Raw genomic sequence first — 23,225 nt, 5'->3', positions numbered from 1 at the left:
TTATACAAAAGAAGCTAACCTTTTTCTGCATAATCATTTAAAATCGTGCCGATTTTATATATTCAGAGAGCTATACATGAATTTTCAGCGTATGACTGACCTTGATTTAACAGGTAAACGAGTCCTTATTCGTGAAGACTTAAACGTTCCTGTTAAAAATGGTGTGATTACCAGTGATGCACGTTTACGTGCTGCATTACCGACAATCAAAGCTGCATTAGATAAAGGCGCAGCAGTCATGGTGTATTCACATCTTGGTCGTCCTGTAGAAGGTGAGCCAAAAGCTGAACAATCATTAGCTCCAGTTGCAGCATACTTAACCGAAGCTCTAGGTCAAGACGTTCAGTTAGTTACTGACTATCTTGATGGTGTTGATGTTCAAGCGGGTCAAGTGGTCCTGTTAGAAAACTGCCGTTTCAACCACGGTGAAAAGAAAAACAACCCAGAACTTGCACAAAAATATGCAGCACTTTGTGATGTGTTTGTGATGGATGCGTTTGGTACAGCACATCGTGCTGAAGCATCAACTGAAGGTGTTGCTCGTTTAGCACCTGTTGCAGCTGCGGGCCCACTTCTTGCGGCTGAACTTGATGCATTAGGTCGTGCATTACAAACCCCTGAAAAACCAATGGTCGCAATTGTTGCAGGTTCTAAAGTATCGACTAAACTTGATGTTTTAACTTCATTGTCAGATATTTGTGATCAATTGATCGTAGGTGGCGGTATTGCCAATACTTTCTTGGCAGCAGCAGGCTTCAATGTTGGCAAATCATTGTGTGAAAATGATTTAATCGATACAGCAAAAGCGATTGCAGCAAAAGTATCTGTTCCACTTCCAACAGACGTTGTTGTTGCAGACGCATCTGAAATTAACTTTGATGATTTCTTGGGTTCATTGGCTGCTGCAAAAGCAGTGGTGAAAAAAGTTGAAGATGTTACAGATAACGACATGATTTTGGACGTTGGCCCAGAAACAGCGCAAGCGTTTGCAGAAATTTTAAAAACGTCAAAAACAATTCTCTGGAATGGTCCAGTAGGTGTATTTGAAGTTGATCAATTTGGTGAAGGCACGAAAACACTTTCTCTTGCGATTGCTGAATCGGCTGGTTTCTCAATTGCAGGTGGCGGTGATACTTTAGCTGCGATCGACAAATATGAAGTTGCTGACAAAATTGGTTATATTTCAACGGGTGGTGGTGCTTTCCTTGAATTTGTTGAAGGTAAAACACTTCCAGCAGTCGCTGTTCTTTTAGAACGTGCTTAAAAAATAATTCATCGAATGAGATGAATTAGAAAAGGTTGACTTCGGTCAGCCTTTTTTATTGCATTCATCTTTAGGTCATCAAACTGTCACATCTTTGAAATAAAATCACGCCTATTAAATCACCTGTTGTAGGAATAATGTGATGAACCTAAAATTAACGCTTGCTGCTTTATTAATCGCACCATTGGCTTTAACTGCTTGTGCAAAAAAAGATGAAGCACCGAAAACAGATGCAGCAGTAGAAGAAAAAGTTACCCCAGAGCAACAAGCTGCAATTGATTCATTAGATAAGCCAGTTATGGATGAAAAGAATACTGATGTGCCAGCAGAAGTTGCCAATGTAGATGCCGATGCTGCGACTCCTGCAACAGAAGCTGAAGCTTCAAAGGCCACTGCTCAATAAATTATCGTATTTTCTGTGAAGGTCCCTGCAATTGCGGGGATTTTTTTTAAATAGTGTTATTTATTGCTGAATTGAAATTAATGAGCATGTAGAATATGTCGCATTACCTGGGAGGACATTATGGCTCTTATTTCATTGCGCCAGCTCTTGGATCACGCCGGCGAACATGCTTACGGCGTACCAGCATTCAACGTAAACAACTTAGAACAAATGCGCGCAATCATGCTTGCAGCAGATGCGACAAACTCACCTGTTATCGTACAAGCATCAGCGGGTGCGCGTAAATATGCAGGTGCTCCATTCTTACGTCACCTTATCTTGGCTGCAATTGAAGAATGGCCACATATTCCAGTGGTAATGCATCAAGACCATGGTACAGATCCAGATGTTTGCCAACGTTCAATTCAATTGGGCTTCTCATCAGTAATGATGGATGGTTCATTAGGTGCAGACGGTAAAACACCGACGACTTATGAATACAACGTTGATGTAACACGTCGTACAGTACAAATGGCGCATGCATGCGGTGTTTCTGTAGAAGGTGAAATTGGTTGTTTAGGTAGCCTAGAAACAGGTATGGCGGGTGAAGAAGATGGTGTGGGCGCTGAAGGTGTTCTCGATCATTCTCAACTTTTAACTTCAGTTGAAGAAGCACGTCAGTTTGTTGCAGATACCAATGTCGATGCACTTGCAATTGCGGTAGGTACTTCACACGGTGCGTACAAATTTACGCGTCCACCTACAGGCGACATTTTGGCAATTGACCGTATTAAAGAAATTCATGCGGCACTTCCAAATACACATCTTGTAATGCACGGTTCAAGCTCTGTACCACAAGAATGGTTGGCTGTAATTAACCAATATGGCGGCGACATCAAAGAAACTTACGGTGTTCCTGTTGAGCAATTGGTTGAAGCAATCAAACATGGTGTGCGTAAAATCAACATCGATACGGACTTACGTTTAGCATCGACTGGTGCAATGCGCCGTATGATGGCAGAACAACCAAGCGAATTCGATCCACGTAAATTCTTTGCTAAAACTGTTGATGCAATGAAACAGATCTGTGTTGATCGTTACGAAGCATTTGGTACAGCGGGCAATGCTGACAAAATTCGTCCAATTTCTTTAGAGAAAATGGTTGAACGTTATAAATAATCGCTCCACAAATTATTTATAAATTGAAGCCCACATAACTTATGTGGGCTTTTTTATATGATTGGCGGAAAACTTGGGGGATGGTATTTAATGGAACTGATCTTTGCAGCAGCATTTTGCAGCGTTTTAGTATCAATATTACTGAAAGTTTGTAAGGCTAAAGGCTTGAATCCTATACATATGATTTGCTGGAATTATGCGATTGCGAGTCTTTTATGTTTCTACTGGTTCAAACTAGATTTAAGCCATGTTTCTCCGAGTAATACACCGTGGTGGCTTATTCTCAGTCTAGGCATGTTATTGCCAAGTGTGTTTTTATGCTTATCGAAGTCATTACAAACGGCAGGTATTGTCAAAACTGAAGTTGCACAACGTCTTTCAGTGGTTTTGTCACTTACGGCAGCCTATTTTATCTTTAATGAGCAGTTTGGCACACTCAAACTTATTGGGATTGGGCTAGGTGTCATTGCGGTTTTATGTATTATCTACTCGCATCGAGTAACGAATAGCCATTCTAGCGTTGGTACTTCGGGGATGTTTTATTTGGCAAGTGTATGGGTGGGTTATGCCTTGGTGGATATCTTGCTGAAATACACGACAGGTTTGGGGGTGCAGTTCTCTGTGGCTTTAAACTTAATGTTTATATGTGCCTTTGTATTTTCACTTTTATATGTCGTATTAACTACAAAGCAGATTGGATCAGCTACAAATATTTTGTTTGGTTTGTGTTTGGGCGTGCTTAATTTTGCCAATATCGCGCTATACGTTAAAGCACACATGTTGCTAAAAGATAGCCCCGCAATTGTATTTGCAGGGATGAATATTTTGGTGGTGTCATTAGGGGTGTTGAGTGGGTTTATTTTCTTTAAAGAAAAACTTAAAACCAGTACCAGTCTAGGATTGGGCTTAGGAATTATGAGTGTGCTTTGTTTAGCCTATGCCATGACTGTTTCATAAATTTGGTAACCCAAGTTATTGGATAACGAAGTAAATCGGTTTTTTCCGCAACACCCATGAGTAAACCCGTACGATGACATTCTGGGCAGAGTGGTTTATGTAATGCAGATGGCGCATAGGCATGAAAATAGGTGAGTTGACAGTGTTTACATTCAAATTTGATTGGAAGCTGAACAAATAAAGACATTGCTGACCTCTGCTTAGGTAGAATATGTATCTAAATTAAGCAAGATTTGTTCCTTTATTCGGAAAGGGACAAATCAATTGTCCCTTATTATTACAAGAAAATTTTACAGCTTGGTGAAAACGTCTTCTTTATTTAAACGAGATTTTGGTAGCTTGGCGTTAAAATCTGTCTCACTGCGATAACCTAATGTTAATAGCACAGAAGGAATTAAGCCCTTTTCAGTAAGTTGTAATTCTTCAGTTAATAAATCCTCATCAAAACCACCAATAGGGGTAGCATCAATATGCTCAATCCCTGCTGCGAGTAAAATTTGACCGAGCGCGATAAAGGTTTGATTTTCTGCCCAACGTTGAATATCACCTTTTTCATTGCGGTAATAATCGACATAACCTGTACGACTATCCTTTTGACCTTGCTTTGCAGTGGCATCTTTAAAACGACCACTGACATCATCTTGTGCCAATAAATTTTCTAAATGCTCTTCAGTAATATCTGCTTTGGTGCAAAATAAAATGGTATGTGATGAATCTAATACTTTTGGTGCGTTGTAGGCATATTTACCCACTAAAGCTTTAGCAATGCGTTCTTTGGCTGCTTGGTTATCTGCAATAAAGAAATGCCAAGGTTGAATATTAATTGAAGAAGGTGTTAAACGTAAAATTTCGAGTAAGTGTTCAAATTGTTCTTGTGGAATTTTCTTGGAAGGGTCGTAAGCCTTAGTGGTATAACGAGTTTTTGAAATATTCAAAAGATCCATGAAAATCACTCCGAGGTCAAATCGATGCTGTTATTAGCGGAATATTCACATTAATCGTTTCATGTATCAGATTCAAGCATCGTTCATATATGTTCTATCAAAGCTTGTTCAATTATAAGATAAGCGCAGAATTATGCATGATTAAGTGTTGAATATGATCATCAGATAGAAAATCAATATTGGCATTTTACGCTGTAAATCGATTTACTTATTATCATCACGCCATTTAAACCTAGCTCATCATGATGCCTGACACCATTAACCATTTTAAGCAAAGATTAAAAAGCCAACAGCAAATTGGACTTTGGGTCGGTTTAGCAGATGCCTATGCAACCGAGATTGTTGCAAATGCGGGTTACGATTGGCTTTTAATTGATGGTGAACATGCCCCTAGTGATTTAAGGACCACACTATTACAACTGCAAAGTATGGCTGCCTATTCTTCACAAGCTGTGGTACGTCCACCCGTTGGCAGTGTGCAACTAATTAAGCAATTATTAGATATTGGGGCACAAACCTTATTAATTCCGATGGTGGAAACCGTTGAGCAGGCAGAGCTTATGGTAAAAGCCGTACGTTATCCACCAGAAGGAATTCGCGGCGTAGGGGCAGCATTGGCTCGAGCAACGCGTTGGAACAGTATTTCAGATTATTATGCACACGCGCATGAACAAATTTGTTTGTTGATTCAAATTGAGTCAGTACAAGGCTTAAGTCATTTAGATGAAATTCTTAAAGTTGAAGGGATTGATGGGGTCTTTATTGGAGCAGTCGATTTATCTGCAACGATGGGTTATCAAGGTGATCCGAACCATCCAGAGGTGAAAAAAGCAGTCATTTCAGCAATACAGAAAATACGTGCAGCAGGAAAAGCCGCAGGGATTTTATCTACTACAGATGAAGTCACGCAGAAATACATCGAATTAGGAACAGAGTTTGTTGCTGTGGGCGTAGATACCAGTGTCTTGATGAATGGATTAAGAGCGCTGTTGGCGAAGTATAAAAAGGGCAGTGAGAAAATGCGAGTAGACGGTGGCTATTAAGCCTGAGGATGTATCGCAAAAATAGTGTTCAGGTAAGGCATCGAAAAATAAGAGTTTTAAATACTTAGTAGTTAAATGGACTTAACTTTAATATTAAGTCTTGTTGTTTAGGATCAATAACCAGAATTTGTGCTGAAGCTTCTCTCCAATCACCGAGCACAATGCGCTTTTTACCGTCTTGCTCATGAATGGCAGCACGATGAGTATGCCCATGAATTAAGATATCCACATTTGCCAAAGCCTGAGTAACTGCTTGCGGATTGACATCCATGACTTCGTAGCTTTTAAACTGCTGAGCAGCATGACTTTTCTTTCGGAAGCCATTGGCAAGTTTGGTACGGAAACTGAGAGGGGTTTTTCGCAGAAAGCCAAGAACAAGAGGATTGCGAATGACCTTTTTAAAGCGTTGATAGCCGATGTCATCGGTACATAAGGCATCGCCATGTTCAAGTCGGAGCTTAAGTTGGTTAATCTCTAAGACATGGCTGTCTGGTAACAAAATACCCTGAAACTGATCGAGAAATTTTTGACCTAAGGCAAAATCACGATTACCCACTTGGAAATAGACTTGATTACCTGCGGCGTGAAAATGTTGTAAAGCCGTAACGATTTCATCTAACCATGGGGCGGTATAGTCATCACCAATCCAAGCATTGAACCAATCTCCTAAAATATAGAGCTGGGTTTGCTGGTGTTGATATTCTTTGAGCAAAGCGAAAAACCCTCGAACGAGTCGAGGGTGATCGGGTGACAAATGTAAATCTGATATAAACAGATAGGTCACGCTTTTATCCTTTAAATAATCCCTCCTAACCTCCCTTTACAAAGGGAGGAAGTCCCTCTTTTGTAAAGAGGGATTTAGGGAGATTAATTACTCAGAAATGATTTTTGCAGATTCGATTACAACGTTTTCTAAAGGAACATCTGCATGGTAACCACGGTTACCAGTACGTACATTTTTGATTGCATCGACAATATCTAGACCTTCAGTCACTTTACCAAATACTGCATAGCCCCAACCTTGTGCTGTTTTACCAGTGTGGTTAAGGAAAGAGTTGTTTTTCACGTTAATGAAGAACTGAGCAGATGCAGAGTGAGGTGCTTGGGTACGCGCCATTGCAATCGTACCAGCATCATTGCTTAAACCATTGTCAGCTTCGTTCTCAATTGAGTCACGCGTTGCTTTTTCTTTGAAGTTTTCGTCCATGCCGCCACCTTGGATCATGAAACCATCAATCACACGGTGGAAAATTACGCCGTCATAGAAACCGTCACGAACATATTCTAAAAAGTTAGCAACTGTTTTAGGTGCTTTTTCAGCGTTAAGCTCTAGAACAATACGACCTTTATTGGTATTTAATTCGACTTGAGGAAAACTCATTGTGTAATCTCCTTAACATGGACATAAAAGCCATGGGTTTTTGGTTGAGAGAAGCATAAGCAAACTGTAAACTACAAGGCAAGTAAAAACGTACATTTCTTTGTTAAAAATACTGAAATTGCGTTTAAAATATCCTGTTTTTTATTTTTAGAAGTGATCTATCTACTATGAAGCCAAATGATGTTGTTGCATCTCTGCCAAATAACCCGACACCAAGTAATCATGCCTCTGTCGATGCTGCGCAGCAAGAACAACAGCCTGGCTTGGATTTTGTACGTCAGGTCATTACTGACGATTTATCATCTGGGCGTACACAAACCGTTGTAACGCGTTTCCCGCCAGAGCCGAATGGTTATTTACATATTGGTCATGTAAAAGCGATTTGCCTAAACTTTGGTATCGCACAAGAATTTGATGGTTATTGTAATCTTCGTTTTGATGATACGAACCCTGATGCCGAAGAACAAGAATATGTTGATGGTATTGCCAACGATGTAAAATGGTTAGGTTTTGAATGGAAAGATGAACCACGTTATGCGTCGGGTTATTTTGATCAGTTATATGCATGGGCGGTGCAATTGATTGAACAAGGTGATGCTTATGTGGATTTGCAATCGCCAGAAGAAATTAAATTAAATCGTGGCAGCTTTATTGAACCGGGTAAAAACTCTCCTTACCGTGATGCTACTGTTGCAGAGAACCTTGAGCGTTTTGAAAAAATGCGTAATGGTGAAACGAAAGAGGGTGAAGCGGTTTTACGTGCCAAAATCGACATGACATCTCCAAATGTCCATATGCGTGACCCAATTCTTTACCGTGTTTTGCATTCTGAGCACCATCAAACGGGTGACAAATGGAAAATGTATCCAATGTATGACTACGCTCATCCATTGTCAGATGCAATTGAAGGCATTACTCATTCTTTATGTACATTGGAGTTCCAAGATCACCGCCCATTCTATGACTGGGTGATTGAGAAAGTACATTCAGCCGCAGTGCCACGTCAGTACGAATCTAGCCGTTTAAACATTGATTACACTATTACTTCAAAACGTAAATTACGTAAATTGGTTGAAGGCGGTTATGTCAATGGTTGGGATGATCCTCGTATGCCAACAGTCGTCGGTATGCGTCGTCGTGGGTTTACACCTGAGGGCTTACGTGATTTCTGTAAGCGTGTAGGTGTGACTAAGACTGACGGTATTGTCGATGTTGCAATGCTTGAGTTCTGTATCCGTCAATCGCTTGAAAATGCGGCTGGTCGTGGTATGGCAGTCTTGAATCCACTAAAAGTCACTTTAACGAATTTACCTGAAGCTTTGGACTTGGTGCATGCACGTCATCCAAATGTAGATATGGGTGAGCGCGTTATTCCTTTGACTTCTGAAATCTATATTGATCGTAAAGATTTTGAAGAAATTCCACCAAAAGGCTTTAAGCGTTTGGTGCCTGAGGGTGAAGTACGTTTACGTCATGCTTATGTGATCAAGTGTGACGAAGTGGTTAAGGATGAAAATGGTGAAGTAGTTGAACTGAAATGTTCAATTGATCCTGAAACTTTAGGGAAAAATCCTGAAGGTCGTAAAGTGAAAGGGGTCATTCACTGGGTATCTGCAAGCAAAGGTGTTCCTGCTGAAGTGCGTATTTATGACCGTTTATTCACTGAATCTGCACCTGACGCAACCGATGATTTCTTGGCGAATCTAAACCCAGAATCATTACAAGTTGTACAAGCAGTCATTGAGCCTGCATTGGCACAAGCAGAGCCTGAACAACGTTTCCAATTTGAACGTGAAGGTTATTTTGTGGCAGATCGTTATGACCATACAGTTGAAAAGCCAGTGTTTAACCGTATCTTAGATTTAAAAGACAGTTTTAAACCAGGCAAATAAAACCTGATTTGAAATATAAAAGCCCCTGAACCTGAGTTGAGGGGCTTTTTTAATGTCAATTGCTTTTGGGAATAGAGATTGCAAAAGATTGGATTAAATATGATAAATAGCTTGAAACGAGAAAATGGTACTTTTAAACATCAACTTAACGATTTTTGTGTTCCTGATCTTTAAGGAATAAATAGGTTTTTGTTTGCATTTTTGCTTTATCACGCAGCTTCTTTTTAATGTAAAGCGCAAGTGCAAAACAAGTCGTGGTAATGGTCAGCAGCATACTGTTCATATAACTCATAATTGAACTGACATAACCAATCGTGGTTAATCGGTTCATCATACGAACCACTTGAGGGCTGCTTTCTACCCCAGTAATTGCCCAAGTGCAAAGATGTTCACAATTGTTCATAATCAGGTGATAGTGGTTTTCTTTCATACGTGAGCGCATACGGCGCACGACGTTGCGACCTGAATATTTAGGTTGTTGGTATTGGACGACATCAATTTTTTTACCATGACAGAATTCTGCCAGAGTCGTAATTTCAATCGGTCTTTTTTTATAGAAGTGGGCAAAACCTGAATAATGGATAACACGTCCACGCCCAATATAAATCCCATGATGGGAGTAGGCGAAGTGTTTTACCACCAAATGTGCCCCAATAGGAAACGGTTTTTTCTGTTGATGCATTGCTACACTAAACGAATAAACTACGGCTGTATATTAGCATGTAGTTTACTTGGAATGATGGAGATAGGTGAATAGTTGAATATGAATGCTACAAAAAGCAATAAAATAAAAATAAGCGGCTAAAGAGTGTTTGATGGTATGTATACAAAATTCAGGCAAAGGATTCAGCTTGTGTTCATACTCCTATTCAGTTTGTTATCGGTACAATCTGAGGCACAAGTTAAAAGTTATACGCGTGAATATAATGATCTCAATTTTACAGTGGTCGAAGTGCATGATCTGGCAAAGCTACGTTTATTTTTAAATCAACAGGAGCGTAAAACGCCCATTAATTATTTCACCAATATACCAATGCAACTAGCACCATGTGAGGGCATGCTATTTGCAATGAATGCAGGTATGTTTCATTCGAATTTCAATCCTGTTGGTTTATACCTTGAAAAAAGGCAGGCGCAATATCCATTGAATCTGCATCGAGGTTGGGGAAATTTTTATTTAAAGCCAAACGGTGTTCTGGCATGGAACAGTAAACAGGCGATCATTTTAAGTAGTTCGCAATATACCAAGAAGAAATTCAACGCTGATTATGCGACGCAGTCTGGACCGATGTTGGTGCTTAATCGACGAATCAATCCAATTTTCATGGCAGAAAGCACATCCTTGAAAATACGTAACGCCGTGGGGATAAAAGATCAAGTATTGTATTTTGTGCTGACTGAGCAAGCTGTGAATTTTTATACTTTGGCGAGTTTTATGCAAAACGAGCTCAAGTTAGAGCAAGCTTTATATTTAGATGGTTCAATTTCAGCGATGTATCTGGCTGAGAAGGATATCAATACTCAGAGTAGTCCGTCTGGGCCGATGCTGGCCTATATTGAAGATCAGACTTGCCGCTAGAAAATTTTGAAGTTGAAAATAAAAAAGCATTGGTTTAACCAATGCTTTTTAATGACGAAATCGGCATCACTGTAATGGTGAGCGGGTGATTTCGTTTAGCTCTTTGCGGCTATAACCTCGAGAGGCTAAAACGCGTTTAATGCCAATGATGACATCGTCATCTGTGGCTTGAGCAAGAGCCTTTAACAGTTGTTCATCTGTTTTGCATGAGCAATCATTTTCGACACACGCGATTTGATTTTTATGCTCATTCAACTGCTGCGGTGCAGCAAACAATTTTTGCCAAAAACTCATAGAGCCTTCATTCATGAATAACATAGAACGAAATATAGCCAATTTTATAAATAATGCAAGATGGTCTAAGTGATAAAAGCAGCAGTTGAACACGCAAAATTTCAATCATAATGGCAAGATTTAACGGTTTTATGACAGGTCTAAATGTATGGTGAAATTAACTACTTTATTTCAAATAAAAATCCTCAAGTTATTGTTTTAAATGACTTGAGGATATGATGTTTTAGTAAAATTAATTTTTACAATTTTTCTAGTAACACACCCGATTCTACATGATGTGTATAAGGGAATTGGTCAAATAAGGCAAATTGAGTCACTTTGTGGGTTTGAGTCAGTTGCTTCAAATTGTCATGTAAAGTGTCTGGGTTGCAGGAAATATAGATGATGCGTTCAAAACGCTGCAACAGTTTCAATGTTTCATCATCAATACCTGCACGAGGTGGATCGACAAACACCGTATCAAAATCATAACTGCTGATATCAATTTGTGCTTCTTGTAGGCGTCTAAATTCACGTTCGCCATTATAGGCTTGGGTAAACTCTTCAGCAGATAGTCGTGCTACTTGAATGTTATCAATCTGATTTTGTTCAATATTCCATTGCGCTGCGTAGACAGATGATTTTGCTAATTCAGTAGCTAAAACACGGTTAAAATGCATTGAAAGCGGTAGTGTAAAGTTGCCATTACCACAATACAGTTCTAATAAGTCTTTGTTCGTGTGTTTTGCTGCATTACATGCCCATTCCAACATCTTTTGGCAGACTTGAGCATTGGGTTGAGTAAAACTGCTTTCAATTTGTTTGTACTTGTATTTACGCTCAAAAACTTGCAGTTCCTCGACCACAAATTCATCAGAAAGCACAACCTTTTGACCACGACTACGACCAATAATTTTAATATTGAGTTTTTCCGCAAGCTGTTTAGCTAAAACTTGCCATTGTTCGTCAAGTGGGCAGCGATAAATCAGTGAAACAAGCATTTCACCTTTTAAAGTCGCTAAAAAATGAACTTCAAATAAGCGTTTTGAAAGGGCATCATGACTTTTTAGTTCTGCCAAAAGCACTGGCATCAGTTGATTAATGCTGGCATCAGCAATTGGGAATTCATCAATACGAATGACTTGTTTTTGTTGTTGTTCGTCGCGCTCAAACATCGCATAGAACATATCTTCATCTGTATGCCAAATACGAAATTCTGCACGCATACGAAAATGTTGTTCTGGAGATGCAAATACAGCAAGTGAAGGAGGATTGAATTCGGCAAATTGTGCAGAAATACGTTCAACTTTGGCATCAAGTTGTTGCTGATAAGATGAAGTCATATGCAGTCAAAAATTATAAAACGTAGAAAACAGGGATGGTAACAAAGTTTACTGAAGAAGACTAAGCGAATTCGGCAACTTCGAATGAAAATCTAAAGAACTGGGTAACGGTTAGATGAATATGGAGAAAATATGCTTTTCTCAAATAAAAAGAAACCAAGCCATTAGACCAGTAATGGCTTGGTAAGGGAAAGATAACCCTTTAACAGGATGCTTTAAACCTTAGTTCAAGGTCATTAAGCTTGCATTACCACCCGCAGCAGCAGTGTTAATGCTGATTGCACGTTCAATCACAAGACGTTCAACTGGAATGTTTTGTTCCGCAGGCTGTAAATGGGTAATCCCCACAATCGCACCTGAACGTTGAGCGATGGTTGCTTGTAACTCAAGTACCTGAGTTGTTGTGCCATGGTGTAGAACCGCATCAAAATCACCCGTTGCAATGCTTTGGATTACTTTGAATTGTTGAGCAACAGCTTTAGGCATAGAAGACATATGTTTTAATGCAAATACATTGTCTGCAAGTACAGCAGCTTGGCTACCCACTGCAAAAATTGCATTTAATTGAACCAATTGGTCTTGTTCTTGCTCTGCAAGAGACAATACACAGTGACGTGCAACAATCGTATATTGGTTGCTTTCGCCTGTAGGGCCGTTCAGTTCATACACTTGACCAGAAGCAAGCGCAGGGACTTCAGGCAATTTCACTTGTGGGAATTGCTGTTTAACCCATGCACAGAACTGTTCATGTACTTCATTTTTCGGTGCAGGCTGTAATACTTTACCTACTGCAAATGGTGTACTTAACTGTTTCGCGCTGCATTCTTGCATTAAACGGTACAAGTAGAGTGGACCACCCGCTTTAGGACCAGTACCAGATAAGCCTTCACCACCGAAAGGTTGTACGCCAACAACAGCACCAACGATGTTGCGGTTGATATACAAGTTACCCACTTCTGAGTTGCTAATGACAGTGTTGATGGTTTCATCAATACGTGTATGTAGACCCATGGTTAAACCGTAGCCTTTCGCATTGATTTGATCGACTACAGCTTTCACATTACCTTGTGGGTAACGGATTACGTGTAATACTGGACCAAAGACTTCGCGCTCAAGGTCGTTTAAGTTTGGCAATTCAATCAACGTAGGTGGAATGAATGTACCTTGAGTCAGGCTCGCATCAGCATTGTCGTTATGCATGAACTGATGAACCGCATAACCTTTACCACGCATTTTTTGAATGTGGTTTTGGATATTGGTTTGTGCTTCGGCATCAATGACTGGACCAATATCAGTTTTTAACAATGCAGGATTACCTACAGTTAACTGTTTCATGGCACCTTTCAGCATGCGAATTACACTTTCAGCATTGTCTTCTTGTACGCATAAAATACGTAATGCAGAACAACGTTGACCAGCACTGTCATAAGCAGAGTTCACAACATCTAAAATAACTTGTTCAGTTAAAGCAGATGAATCAACGATCATGGCATTTTGACCACCTGTTTCCGCAATTAACGGAATCGGTTGACCATTTGTAGCTAAACGCTTCGCAACTGTTTTCTGAAGAATTTTCGCAACTTCAGTAGAACCAGTGAACATGATGCCCTGAATGCGTGGATCGGCACTGAGTTGTGCGCCAACAGTTTCACCGCGACCAGGAATTAACTGTACAACCGCTTCTGGTACACCTGCTTCCCAAAGCATTTGAATGGCTAAAGCAGCAATAAGTGGCGTTTGTTCAGCAGGTTTGGCAATAACTGTATTACCTGCAACAAGCGCAGCAGAAATTTGACCACTAAAGATTGCAAGAGGGAAGTTCCATGGACTAATACACAATACTGTGCCTAATGACTCAATTTGTGCATTTGCAGCTAAGTTCATACTTTGTGCAGCGTAGTAACGAAGGAAGTCTATCGCTTCACGTACTTCGGCAATCGCATTGGCATACGTTTTACCACTTTCACGGCATAACAGAACCATCAGCTCTTGAATACGGCTTTCCATTAGGTCAGCAGCACGGTTTAAACATGCAGCACGTTCATTTTTCGACGTATTGACCCAAGCAGCTTGTGCATTCGCAGCATTAGTCAGCGCAAGATTCACATGTTCAGCAGAAGCTTCTTTTACGCTACCAACTTTGTCTGTATGGACAGCAGGGTTGATTACAGCGACTTCTGCTGCTGCGTTAATTTCAGCTAAACCAGGACCCATTGATTGAGCAGCCCATTGCTGAGACATTAAGTTTTGAACTGTCGTGTCTAAACTCAATAATTCGCTGTCGTTAGCTAAGTCGACACCTGAAGAGTTGTGACGCAATGCACCATATAAATTCTTTGGTAATGGAATAGCAGGGTGTTTTAAGCCAACCGCTTGTTCTTGTTTCGCAGCAGTTAAGATTGCTTCGCGTGGATTTTCGATCAAGTCTTGAATCTTCAAGCTCTTATCGGCAATACGGTTTACGAAAGAGGTGTTAGCACCATTTTCAAGTAAACGACGTACTAAGTAAGCCAATAAAGTTTCATGCGTACCCACTGGTGCGTAAATACGGCAAGGAACATCTAATTTCTTTTCAGATTTTGGACCAACGACTTGCTCGTATAAAGGTTCACCCATGCCGTGTAAGCATTGGAATTCGTATTGACCGACATAATATTGTTCAGGTTTTGCCAATTCATAAATAGTGGCAACAGTTTGAGCATTATGCGTCGCAAATTGTGGGTAAATTTGATCTGGTGCAGCCAGTAATTTTCTCGCACAAGCAATATAAGACAAGTCAGTATGTACTTTACGCGTAAATACAGGATAGTCAGTCATGCCTTCGATTTGTGCTTTCTTGATTTCGCTGTCCCAGTAAGCACCTTTCACCAAACGGATCATTAGACGCTTGTTGCTACGCTTAGCAAGATCAACCACATAGTCTACAACGTAGAAGCAACGCTTTTGGTACGCTTGAATAACAAAGCCGATACCTTTCCAATCCGCCAATTCTGGTTCGAAGCAAAGACGCTCTAAGAGTTCAAGAGAAAGTTCTAAACGCTCAGACTCTTCAGCATCAATGTTTAAACCAATGTTGTAGTTTTTCGCTAAACGAGCCAATTCCAAAACTTTGCTATAAAGTTCGTTATGTACACGTTCAGTCTGTGAACGTTGGTAACGCGGGTGTAAAGCAGAAAGCTTAATAGAGATACCCGGGCCGCTATAAACATCTTTATCTGTTGATGCTTGACCAATTGCATGAATTGCGTTGGTGTAGTCATCGAAATAACGTTCTGCATCGTGATCTGTTAATGCAGCTTCACCCAGCATATCGTATGAATAACGGAAACCTTTATCTTCCAGACGTTCAGCGTTGCTTAATGCTTCTTTGATGGTTTCGCCAGTAACGAATTGTTCGCCCATCATACGCATAGCAACGTCTACAGCTTTACGGATTACGCCACGACCACTACGTGCAATTAAGCCAGTCAGCATACTCGAAAGACTAGCTTGCTTCGGTGTTTCCATCAGCATACCTGTTAACATTAAGCCCCACGCAGCGGCATTAACGAACATTAGGTTGCTTTGACCAATGTGATCTTTCCAGTTACCTTGGTTAATTTTGTCACGGATGAGTAAATCACGTGTGGCAGTATCAGGAATACGTAATAACGCTTCAGCAAGACACATGAGCGCAATACCTTCTTGAGAAGATAAAGAGAACTCTTGTAATAAACCTTGTACAATACCTGCTTTACCCGCAGAACTTTTACGTTCACGTAAAGTGTGTGCAAGGTTAAACGCTAAGTCTTGAATACGCGTATTCAATTCATCTGAAATTTTGCTATGCTCAAGTAGATTTTCAACACATTCAGATTCGGCACGGCGCCACGCAGTGTTTATCTCTGTTTCATAAGCAGTCTTTTCTTTGAAAAGCGTAATATAGTCTTGATGAGGCTTTGTTCCATCAATTGGGGAGATGATCGTATTCATGCCAACTTCCTGTGACTGAAAAGATTGAGTTAAGCAAATTGCCGTATATAATTAATGATCACAGAAATAAACCCGAATAACTCACTATAGTTTCCCTTATTTTTAGAGATTAATTCAGATGTCTAGCCAAATTTTATCGCTTGATCGAACGGATATTAAAATTTTAGATATTCTGCAAAATGATGGTCGAATATCGAATATTAAATTGGCAGAAGAAGTGAACTTGTCACCAACGGCAGTATTGGCAAGGGTACAGAAGCTCAGTAAAGATGGGTTTATTCTTGGTTATGAAGCTAAGTTAAACGCTGCGATGTTGAACTCAAATTTTGTGGTCTTTGTAGAGATTTTACTCGATAAAACTACACCAAATGTATTAGATGAGTTCTGTGAGGCAGTGATGCAGTATCCAGAAATTGTCGAATGTCACATGACCAGTGGTGGATTTGATTTTGTTATAAAGATCCGCTGCGCCAGTATGGAAGAGTTTCGTAAAATATCAGGGCAGGTGCTTTGGCAGTTACCCGGTATTAAAGAAACCCGAAGCTATCCTGTTATGGAAGTGATTAAAGAAAGTGCGAAGTTAAACCTTAAAGTTAAAAAGAGTAGATAAAAATAAAGGGGCATTAGCCCCTTTATTTTTTAACTGTACGAAGAATTATTTATTCTTCAATTCAGCCATTTCACGTTTGTAAAAAGCATCTGCTTGTTCAAAACGGTCAATAACTTCTTTCTCTGGCGCTTTACCAAGAAGGCTCACAACAATAATGCTGATGAACGATAGAATGAAGCCTGGAATAATTTCATACAAGCCAGTATAACCCATCGTATTTTTCCATACGATCACGGTAATTGCACCGACAAGAATACCCACGATTGCACCATTCAGTGTCATACGCTTCCAGAACAAAGACAAGATAATCAATGGACCAAATGCAGCACCGAAACCAGCCCAAGCATAAGCCACCAAACCTAAAACTTTACTGTCTGGGTTTTGAGCAAGAGTAATCGCAAGGATAGAAATACTGATAACCATCAAACGACCAACCCAAACCAATTCTTTTTGCGTTGCATTTTTACGGATAAATGCTTTGTACAAATCTTCAGTTAGGGTACTTGAGCAAACTAGAAGCTGACAGCTTAAAGTACTCATAACAGCTGAAAGAATTGCAGCAAGGATAATACCAGCCACCCATGGATTAAATAAAATTTTATTCAATTCCATAAAAATTGTTTCAGGGTTCTGAGAAACAACGGCTGCGAGTTCTGGGTGTTGTTGGAAGTAAGCAATACCAATAAAGCCTGTACCTACTGCACCACCAAGACATAAAATCATCCAAGCCATACCAATACGACGTGCAGCTGGAATCGTCTTCACAGAATCGGCTGCCATAAAGCGTACAAGGATATGTGGTTGACCAAAATAGCCTAAGCCCCACGCCATTGATGATAGAATGGCAACGGTACTCAGTCCTTCAAGCATATTCCACGCTTGTGGACGAGCAGTTTCAAGCAATACACCAAACTGTTGACTATGGTTATCAATAGAAAGATAAGCAATCATTGGCATCAACAACAAGGCAAAAATCATTAAGCCTGCTTGGAATGTATCCGTCCAACTTACTGCAAGGAAACCACCAATACATACATATGAAATTGTTGCGAGTGCACCAATCCAAAGGGCAGTAGAGTAGTTCCATCCGAATAAGCTTTCGAATAAACGTGCGCCAGCAACCATGCCCGAAGCACAGTAAATAGCAAAGAAGATTAAAATAACGAATGCTGAAATAATACGTAATACACGCTTTTTATCACCAAAACGACCAGTGAAAAAATCTGGTAAGGTCAGTGCATTATTCTGAAATTCAGTGTGAACACGTAAACGTCCTGCCACTAAAAGCCAGTTTAGCCATGCGCCGATAATTAGACCAATAGCAATCCACGCTTCAGAGAGACCAGAGAGGTAAATTGCTCCTGGTAAACCCATGAGCAACCAGCCGCTCATGTCCGATGCACCTGCAGAAAGTGCAGTTACAACGCTTCCAAGACTACGTCCACCCAAAATGTAGTCAGAGAAATCTGAAGTTGCCTTATAGGCATATAGGCCAATACCGACCATTGCGATAATGTAAAAAATAAAGGTGATTAATGTAGGGTTCACTTGACTCATATGCCCATCCTTTGTACTAAAACCATCAATCCAAGATGATTTTTTGAGCTGCAATAGCGAGGAGGTGATTCAATCATAAAAGCAAAATTACTTACTGTTACATTTCTAGGGTGTTTATAGTCATTTTGTGTAGCGAAATGTAATTTTAGTTACAAAACTAAAAATGACAAAAAATTATACTGAGCATATGTAAAAAGGCTTTTTTTAAGAATGAATGCTTTGAAAAGATGATTATTCACCATATTTGATGGTAATTTAGCCTATAAAGATGGGATTTCTTTAAAAAAATGATTTTGTTTACATAAAATAACAATAAGATTTGTCATTATTTGCAAGAAATATTAGTTAGATACCTTTAATTGACTTTTTCTTTTGCAGCAATCAAGCCATGAAACTTAAAAATTAAGCTTTTTTAGAGCAATTTTGATATTGCTATATTTTTCAATTAAATTTTGCCAAGTTTGATTTTACACTTCTATACTCTACATTTGTATAGTTATTCTATAGTTTACCAATGATTTTTTTACTTCAAAATAGTGAAGAGACTGGGAGGGTAAAAGTACCCGTCTTATTTCCATTTATAGTGGTGAAAATTAGATTGAACACAATATTTGCATGGTACGACTATAGCGCATTGATGGTCTAAGTGAATAAAAACTAGCTCTTAAATCGTGCCGAACGAAAGACTTAAGTATTTGCACTATATAATAGTCATTCAAAAGGTTGGCGGGATGTGCTGAGATGCTGAACAAGCTTAAAGATGTATTTAAAAGTTCTAAAGTGAAAGAAGAAGAAGCTTACTTGTTAGAACACGCGATTCAGTTTGATCCACAGCAGGGCTATATTGTAGGCGAAATTGTTCTAAATCAGGAATTGTCCGAACGGCTAGAATATTTTTCTAACCGTCGTTTAAATAAGTTTGATGATCTGCAAGCACTTTATTACGCAGCCATGTTGATTAATGAAAAGATTGATTTGGAAATTACACAGCAGAAATTTGTCGTACGTTTAGGCAATACTGAAGAAAATTTACTCCAGTTTAAGAGTATTGTGAAAAAGCTGAATGATTACTATCGTAATTTTATTCGAGATAAATAGGCGTCGAACATGAGTAAGGAGAATTTTCTACCTCAAGCATGCAATTTTTCAATGTAATCGCCATGTATGTTGTCATCGCTCGGTTGAATTCAGTGACTATATAACTGCATAAAAATTTTATGTACTTTTAGCTGCATGATAAGATTGTAATTAAGTGACTTATCTCTAAAAAGCGATCTACATGTTCGAACAAGAAATTGCTCAACTCAATCTGTCTAAGTTGAAAGCAGGTGACAAACGCTGGATTGGACAATTACAAGGTTCAGCTGCTGCACTATTATTTAAAGAAATCTCAAAAAAACATCAGCAACTTTTTATTCTTGTTGCACGAAATAGTCAGCACTTAGCGCAGTTGGAAAGTGAACTTGAATTTTATGGGCTAAAACCCACTATTTTTCCAGATTGGGAAATTTTACCTTATGACCGCTTATCTCCTCATCAGGATATTGTTTCGGAACGTTTGGCTATTTTATCCAACATGCCGCAGCAAGGGGTATTGTTGGTTTCCGCCTCGACTTTGGCACAGCGGGTTGCGCCAACGTCTTGGGTGTTAGGGGAGCATTTTGATATTCAGATTGGACAAAAATTTGATATTGAAAAGCAAAAACTGCGCTTGATTCAGGCAGGCTATCATCTGGTCGATACGGTATATGATCATGGTGAATTTGCTGTTCGCGGCAGTATTATGGATATTTTTTCATCGGGTCAAAATTCACCTATACGAATCGACCTTTTTGATGACGAAATTGAAAGCTTAAAATTTTTTGATCCTGAAACCCAACGTACCACGCAAAATTTAGAAAAATTTAGTGTACTCCCAGCCAAGGAATTTCCATTAAAAGAAGCACGTTCTTTATTTAGAGACCGTTACGCGGAAAGTTTTCCAACGGCAAATCCGAAAAAGAACCCAATTTATCAAGATGTACTCGAAGGGATTGCTTCGCCAGGTATTGAGTTTTATTTACCGCTGTTTTTTGATAAGTCTTTGATGCAAAGCCAAAGTACGCTTATGGCGTATTTACCACGGAATGGCACTGTCATTACGGATAATGGCTTAGACGAGGGGATATCGAGCTTCTGGAAAGAAGTTTTACGCCGTTATGAAGACCGTCGGCACAATGTTGATCATCCTATCTTGCCACCCGAAGAGTTATTTCTTTCGCCAAACGTGGTCATAGAACAATTAAATAAGTTTTCCCGTGTCATTGCGTCTGCCGAAGCGGTAGAAGAACGCGCAGGTGCAATCAATTTAGATACTGAAACTCCACCACGTTTAGCGGTTGACCCTAAGCAAGAAAAACCTTTTGCTGCTGTAAAGCAATATTTAGATGCAGTGAACCATCCAGTATTGCTTGTCGCAGAAAGTGCAGGTCGGCGCGAAACTTTAAAAGATGCTTTGCGCCCTTTTTTGGGTGATATTCCAAGTGTCGAAAGCTTTGCTGATTTCCAGCAATCTTTACAAGCAATTGCAATTACCAACGCACCACTTGATCGTGGTCTGGTTGTACGAGGTCAACTGAGTGTAATTTCGGAAAATCAACTCTATGAGCATCGTGTAGTACAGCGCCGACGTAAACGTCAGCAAGAAGTTTCAGAAGAGTTCTTAATTAAAAGTTTGACTGAACTGAGTATTGGTGCACCAGTAGTACATATTGATTATGGCGTTGGGCGTTATGCAGGTTTAATTACGCTAAGTATCGATGAGCAAGAACATGAGTTTTTGCAACTTGATTATGCAGATGCGGCCAAAGTCTATGTTCCTGTAACGAATCTGCATTTAATCAGTAGATATAGTGGTGGTGATCCTGATTTAGCGCCATTACATAAACTGGGTACAGATGCTTGGAATAAGGCAAAACGTAAAGCCTTAGAACAAATTCATGATGTGGCAGCAGAACTGCTACATATACAGGCACGTCGTCAATCTAAACCAGGGATCAGTTTTGAATTAGATCAAAGCTTATATATGCAATTTGCGAGTGGATTCGCATACGAAGAAACTTTAGATCAAGCGAATGCCATTGAAGCAACGTTGCATGATATGCAGCTTGCCAAACCTATGGATCGACTGGTCTGTGGTGATGTTGGCTTTGGTAAAACTGAAGTTGCTATGCGTGCAGCATTTTTAGCAGTCCAAAATAATAAGCAAGTTGCTGTGTTGGTTCCGACCACCTTATTGGCTCAGCAGCACTTTGAGTCATTCAAAGACCGTTTTGCGGATTGGCCAATTCGTATAGAAGTATTGTCGCGTTTTGGTTCTAGTAAAACTCATCTCAAAATCATTGAAGATTTAGCCGAAGGTAAAGTCGATATTGTGGTGGGTACCCACAAGATTCTGCAAGAGAATGTCCAGTTTAAGAATCTCGGTCTAATGATTGTAGATGAAGAACATCGTTTTGGTGTGCGTGATAAAGAAAGAATCAAAGCGATGCGTGCCGATGTGGATATGCTGACTCTTACCGCAACGCCAATTCCGCGGACTTTGAATATGGCATTTAGTGGTATGCGTGATTTATCGATTATTGCTACACCACCTGCACGCCGCTTAGCTGTAAAAACTTTTGTGCAGGAGCATACGTCCGAATCAGTGAAAGAAGCCATTCTGCGTGAACTGCTACGCGGTGGACAAGTTTACTTCTTGCATAATGAAGTTGAGACCATCGAAAGAGCGGCAGAAAATCTTCGTGAACTTGTGCCCGAAGCACGCGTTGCTGTAGCGCACGGGCAAATGCGAGAGCGTGAACTTGAACAAGTCATGCAGCAGTTTTACCATAAAGAATATAATGTCTTGGTTTGTTCAACCATTATTGAAACAGGGATTGATGTCCCAAATGCCAACACAATCTTAATTGAACGTGCCGATAAGTTGGGATTGGCACAATTGCATCAATTGCGTGGACGTGTTGGACGTTCGCATCACCAAGCTTATGCCTATTTGTTAGTGCCTTCCATTAAAGGACTAAAAGGTGATGCAGAAAAACGACTCGATGCCATTCAACGTGCTGCAACCTTGGGTGCGGGTTTCATGTTGGCGACGGAAGATCTTGAAATTCGTGGTGCGGGTGAATTACTCGGTGAGCAGCAAAGTGGTTCTATGCAAGCAATTGGTTATAGCTTGTATATGGAAATGCTTGAAAAAGCGACCAAAGCCATTCAGAAGGGTAAAACACCAAACTTTGATGCACCGTTGTCATTAACGGCTGAGATCAATTTACATATGCCTGCATTAATTCCAGATGATTATTTGGGGGATGTTCATCAACGACTCCTTTTTTATAAGCGTATTAGTAATACAGATCATCAAGAAAAACTCGATAATATTCGTATGGAATTGATTGATCGTTTTGGTATTCCACCACAACCTGTCAAGCAATTGTTTGCTGTGCATCAGTTGCGTCTGAAAGCCGAACACCTTGGTATTACTAAAATCGATATTAATACCAATGGTGGCTATATTGAATTTTCACAAGATACACCTGTGCAGGCGATGAGTATCATTAGTATGATGCAAAAACATCCGACCTTCTTCAGAATGGAAGGTGGTCAGCGCCTAAAAGTCATGGTGATGTTGGAAGATTTTCAAAAAAGAATCCAATTTATTAATGAGTTACTTGAGAGTTTGATTAAAGAGTTAAATTAGTCTCTAGAACGCGCTTCTTTGGCTTGACTTTCTAAAAGTAAGATTGGAATGATAGCCGAAGAAGCAATTGATTTATTTAGAAAAATTATTAAAGTGTTAAATGTGATCAAT

General features: G+C 39.8%; 18 protein-coding genes. 10 read left to right on the top strand and 8 right to left on the bottom strand.

What is annotated here, in order from left to right; translation table 11 throughout:
* The first annotated feature begins 76 nt into the window (after positions 1 to 76).
* The 4 genes from E0H82_RS09340 (at position 77) to E0H82_RS09325 (ending at position 3,782) form a co-directional block, all read left to right on the top strand.
* Positions 77 to 1,264 (top strand): phosphoglycerate kinase, encoded by a 1,188-nt coding sequence (locus tag E0H82_RS09340; RefSeq protein WP_131264379.1) that lies wholly within the window; start codon positions 77 to 79, stop codon positions 1,262 to 1,264.
* Positions 1,265 to 1,406: 142 nt separating this feature from the next.
* Positions 1,407 to 1,667, top strand: coding sequence for a hypothetical protein (locus E0H82_RS09335; RefSeq protein ID WP_131264378.1), 261 nt, complete (start codon positions 1,407 to 1,409; stop codon positions 1,665 to 1,667).
* Positions 1,668 to 1,787: 120 nt separating this feature from the next.
* The gene (gene fba / locus E0H82_RS09330; RefSeq protein WP_131264377.1) at positions 1,788 to 2,825 is read left to right on the top strand and encodes a class II fructose-bisphosphate aldolase; all 1,038 of its coding nucleotides are present in this window, start codon (positions 1,788 to 1,790) and stop codon (positions 2,823 to 2,825) included.
* Positions 2,826 to 2,915: 90 nt separating this feature from the next.
* The gene (locus E0H82_RS09325) at positions 2,916 to 3,782 is read left to right on the top strand and encodes an EamA family transporter (RefSeq protein WP_131264376.1); all 867 of its coding nucleotides are present in this window, start codon (positions 2,916 to 2,918) and stop codon (positions 3,780 to 3,782) included.
* Between the two features lie 290 nt (positions 3,783 to 4,072).
* Here E0H82_RS09325 and nfsB read toward each other — a convergent pair whose 3' ends face one another.
* The gene (gene nfsB / locus E0H82_RS09320; protein ID WP_131264375.1) at positions 4,073 to 4,726 is read right to left on the bottom strand and encodes an oxygen-insensitive NAD(P)H nitroreductase; all 654 of its coding nucleotides are present in this window, start codon (positions 4,724 to 4,726) and stop codon (positions 4,073 to 4,075) included.
* Positions 4,727 to 4,971: 245 nt separating this feature from the next.
* Here nfsB and hpaI point away from each other — a divergent pair, with 245 nt between their 5' ends.
* Positions 4,972 to 5,769 (top strand): 4-hydroxy-2-oxoheptanedioate aldolase, encoded by a 798-nt coding sequence (gene hpaI / locus E0H82_RS09315; RefSeq protein WP_131264374.1) that lies wholly within the window; start codon positions 4,972 to 4,974, stop codon positions 5,767 to 5,769.
* 64 nt (positions 5,770 to 5,833) lie between these two features.
* Here hpaI and E0H82_RS09310 read toward each other — a convergent pair whose 3' ends face one another.
* Positions 5,834 to 6,553 (bottom strand): UDP-2,3-diacylglucosamine diphosphatase, encoded by a 720-nt coding sequence (locus tag E0H82_RS09310; protein ID WP_131264373.1) that lies wholly within the window; start codon positions 6,551 to 6,553, stop codon positions 5,834 to 5,836.
* An 87-nt stretch (positions 6,554 to 6,640) separates the two neighbouring features.
* A complete protein-coding gene (locus tag E0H82_RS09305; RefSeq protein WP_131264372.1) occupies positions 6,641 to 7,150 on the bottom strand; it encodes a peptidylprolyl isomerase in 510 nt (169 codons plus the stop codon).
* A 167-nt stretch (positions 7,151 to 7,317) separates the two neighbouring features.
* Between E0H82_RS09305 and E0H82_RS09300 the strand changes: the two genes are divergently transcribed.
* Positions 7,318 to 9,042, top strand: a complete 1,725-nt coding sequence (locus E0H82_RS09300; RefSeq protein WP_131264371.1) for a glutamine--tRNA ligase/YqeY domain fusion protein — start codon at positions 7,318 to 7,320, stop codon at positions 9,040 to 9,042.
* A 145-nt stretch (positions 9,043 to 9,187) separates the two neighbouring features.
* Here E0H82_RS09300 and E0H82_RS09295 read toward each other — a convergent pair whose 3' ends face one another.
* A complete protein-coding gene (locus E0H82_RS09295) occupies positions 9,188 to 9,724 on the bottom strand; it encodes a lecithin retinol acyltransferase family protein (protein WP_131264370.1) in 537 nt (178 codons plus the stop codon).
* Between the two features lie 171 nt (positions 9,725 to 9,895).
* Here E0H82_RS09295 and E0H82_RS09290 point away from each other — a divergent pair, with 171 nt between their 5' ends.
* Positions 9,896 to 10,621 (top strand): phosphodiester glycosidase family protein, encoded by a 726-nt coding sequence (locus tag E0H82_RS09290; RefSeq protein WP_213073961.1) that lies wholly within the window; start codon positions 9,896 to 9,898, stop codon positions 10,619 to 10,621.
* Between the two features lie 66 nt (positions 10,622 to 10,687).
* On the opposite strand, the gene E0H82_RS09285 is transcribed toward E0H82_RS09290, so the two are convergent.
* The 3 genes from E0H82_RS09285 to putA all read right to left on the bottom strand — a co-directional run bounded on the left by E0H82_RS09285 (position 10,688) and on the right by putA (position 16,209).
* Positions 10,688 to 10,915 (bottom strand): hypothetical protein, encoded by a 228-nt coding sequence (locus tag E0H82_RS09285; RefSeq protein WP_026441170.1) that lies wholly within the window; start codon positions 10,913 to 10,915, stop codon positions 10,688 to 10,690.
* Between the two features lie 239 nt (positions 10,916 to 11,154).
* Positions 11,155 to 12,237, bottom strand: a complete 1,083-nt coding sequence (gene trmA, locus E0H82_RS09280) for a tRNA (uridine(54)-C5)-methyltransferase TrmA (RefSeq protein ID WP_131264368.1) — start codon at positions 12,235 to 12,237, stop codon at positions 11,155 to 11,157.
* Between the two features lie 222 nt (positions 12,238 to 12,459).
* Complete coding sequence (gene putA, locus E0H82_RS09275) at positions 12,460 to 16,209, bottom strand: trifunctional transcriptional regulator/proline dehydrogenase/L-glutamate gamma-semialdehyde dehydrogenase (protein WP_131264367.1); 3,750 nt, start codon at positions 16,207 to 16,209, stop codon at positions 12,460 to 12,462.
* Positions 16,210 to 16,327: 118 nt separating this feature from the next.
* On the opposite strand from putA, the gene E0H82_RS09270 reads away from it, so the two are divergent.
* On the top strand, positions 16,328 to 16,819 hold the full coding sequence (locus tag E0H82_RS09270; protein WP_131264366.1) for an Lrp/AsnC ligand binding domain-containing protein: 492 nt from the start codon (positions 16,328 to 16,330) through the stop codon (positions 16,817 to 16,819).
* A 45-nt stretch (positions 16,820 to 16,864) separates the two neighbouring features.
* Here E0H82_RS09270 and putP read toward each other — a convergent pair whose 3' ends face one another.
* Entirely contained in the window at positions 16,865 to 18,376 is a 1,512-nt protein-coding gene (gene putP, locus E0H82_RS09265) for a sodium/proline symporter PutP (RefSeq protein ID WP_131264365.1), read from the bottom strand.
* 741 nt (positions 18,377 to 19,117) lie between these two features.
* On the opposite strand from putP, the gene E0H82_RS09260 reads away from it, so the two are divergent.
* Positions 19,118 to 19,474: a hypothetical protein gene (locus E0H82_RS09260; protein ID WP_131264364.1), complete on the top strand. Its 357-nt coding sequence runs from the start codon at positions 19,118 to 19,120 to the stop codon at positions 19,472 to 19,474.
* Positions 19,475 to 19,655: 181 nt separating this feature from the next.
* A complete protein-coding gene (gene mfd / locus E0H82_RS09255; RefSeq protein ID WP_131264363.1) occupies positions 19,656 to 23,114 on the top strand; it encodes a transcription-repair coupling factor in 3,459 nt (1,152 codons plus the stop codon).
* Positions 23,115 to 23,225 lie beyond the last annotated feature (111 nt).

Origin of the sequence: Acinetobacter sp. ANC 4910, from assembly GCF_004331035.1 — a bacterium.
In the GTDB taxonomy this organism is placed as follows: Bacteria; Pseudomonadota; Gammaproteobacteria; order Pseudomonadales; family Moraxellaceae; genus Acinetobacter.
The sequence above is the reverse complement of the archived record's forward strand: the minus strand, read 5'-3'. Positions and strand labels throughout refer to the sequence as shown.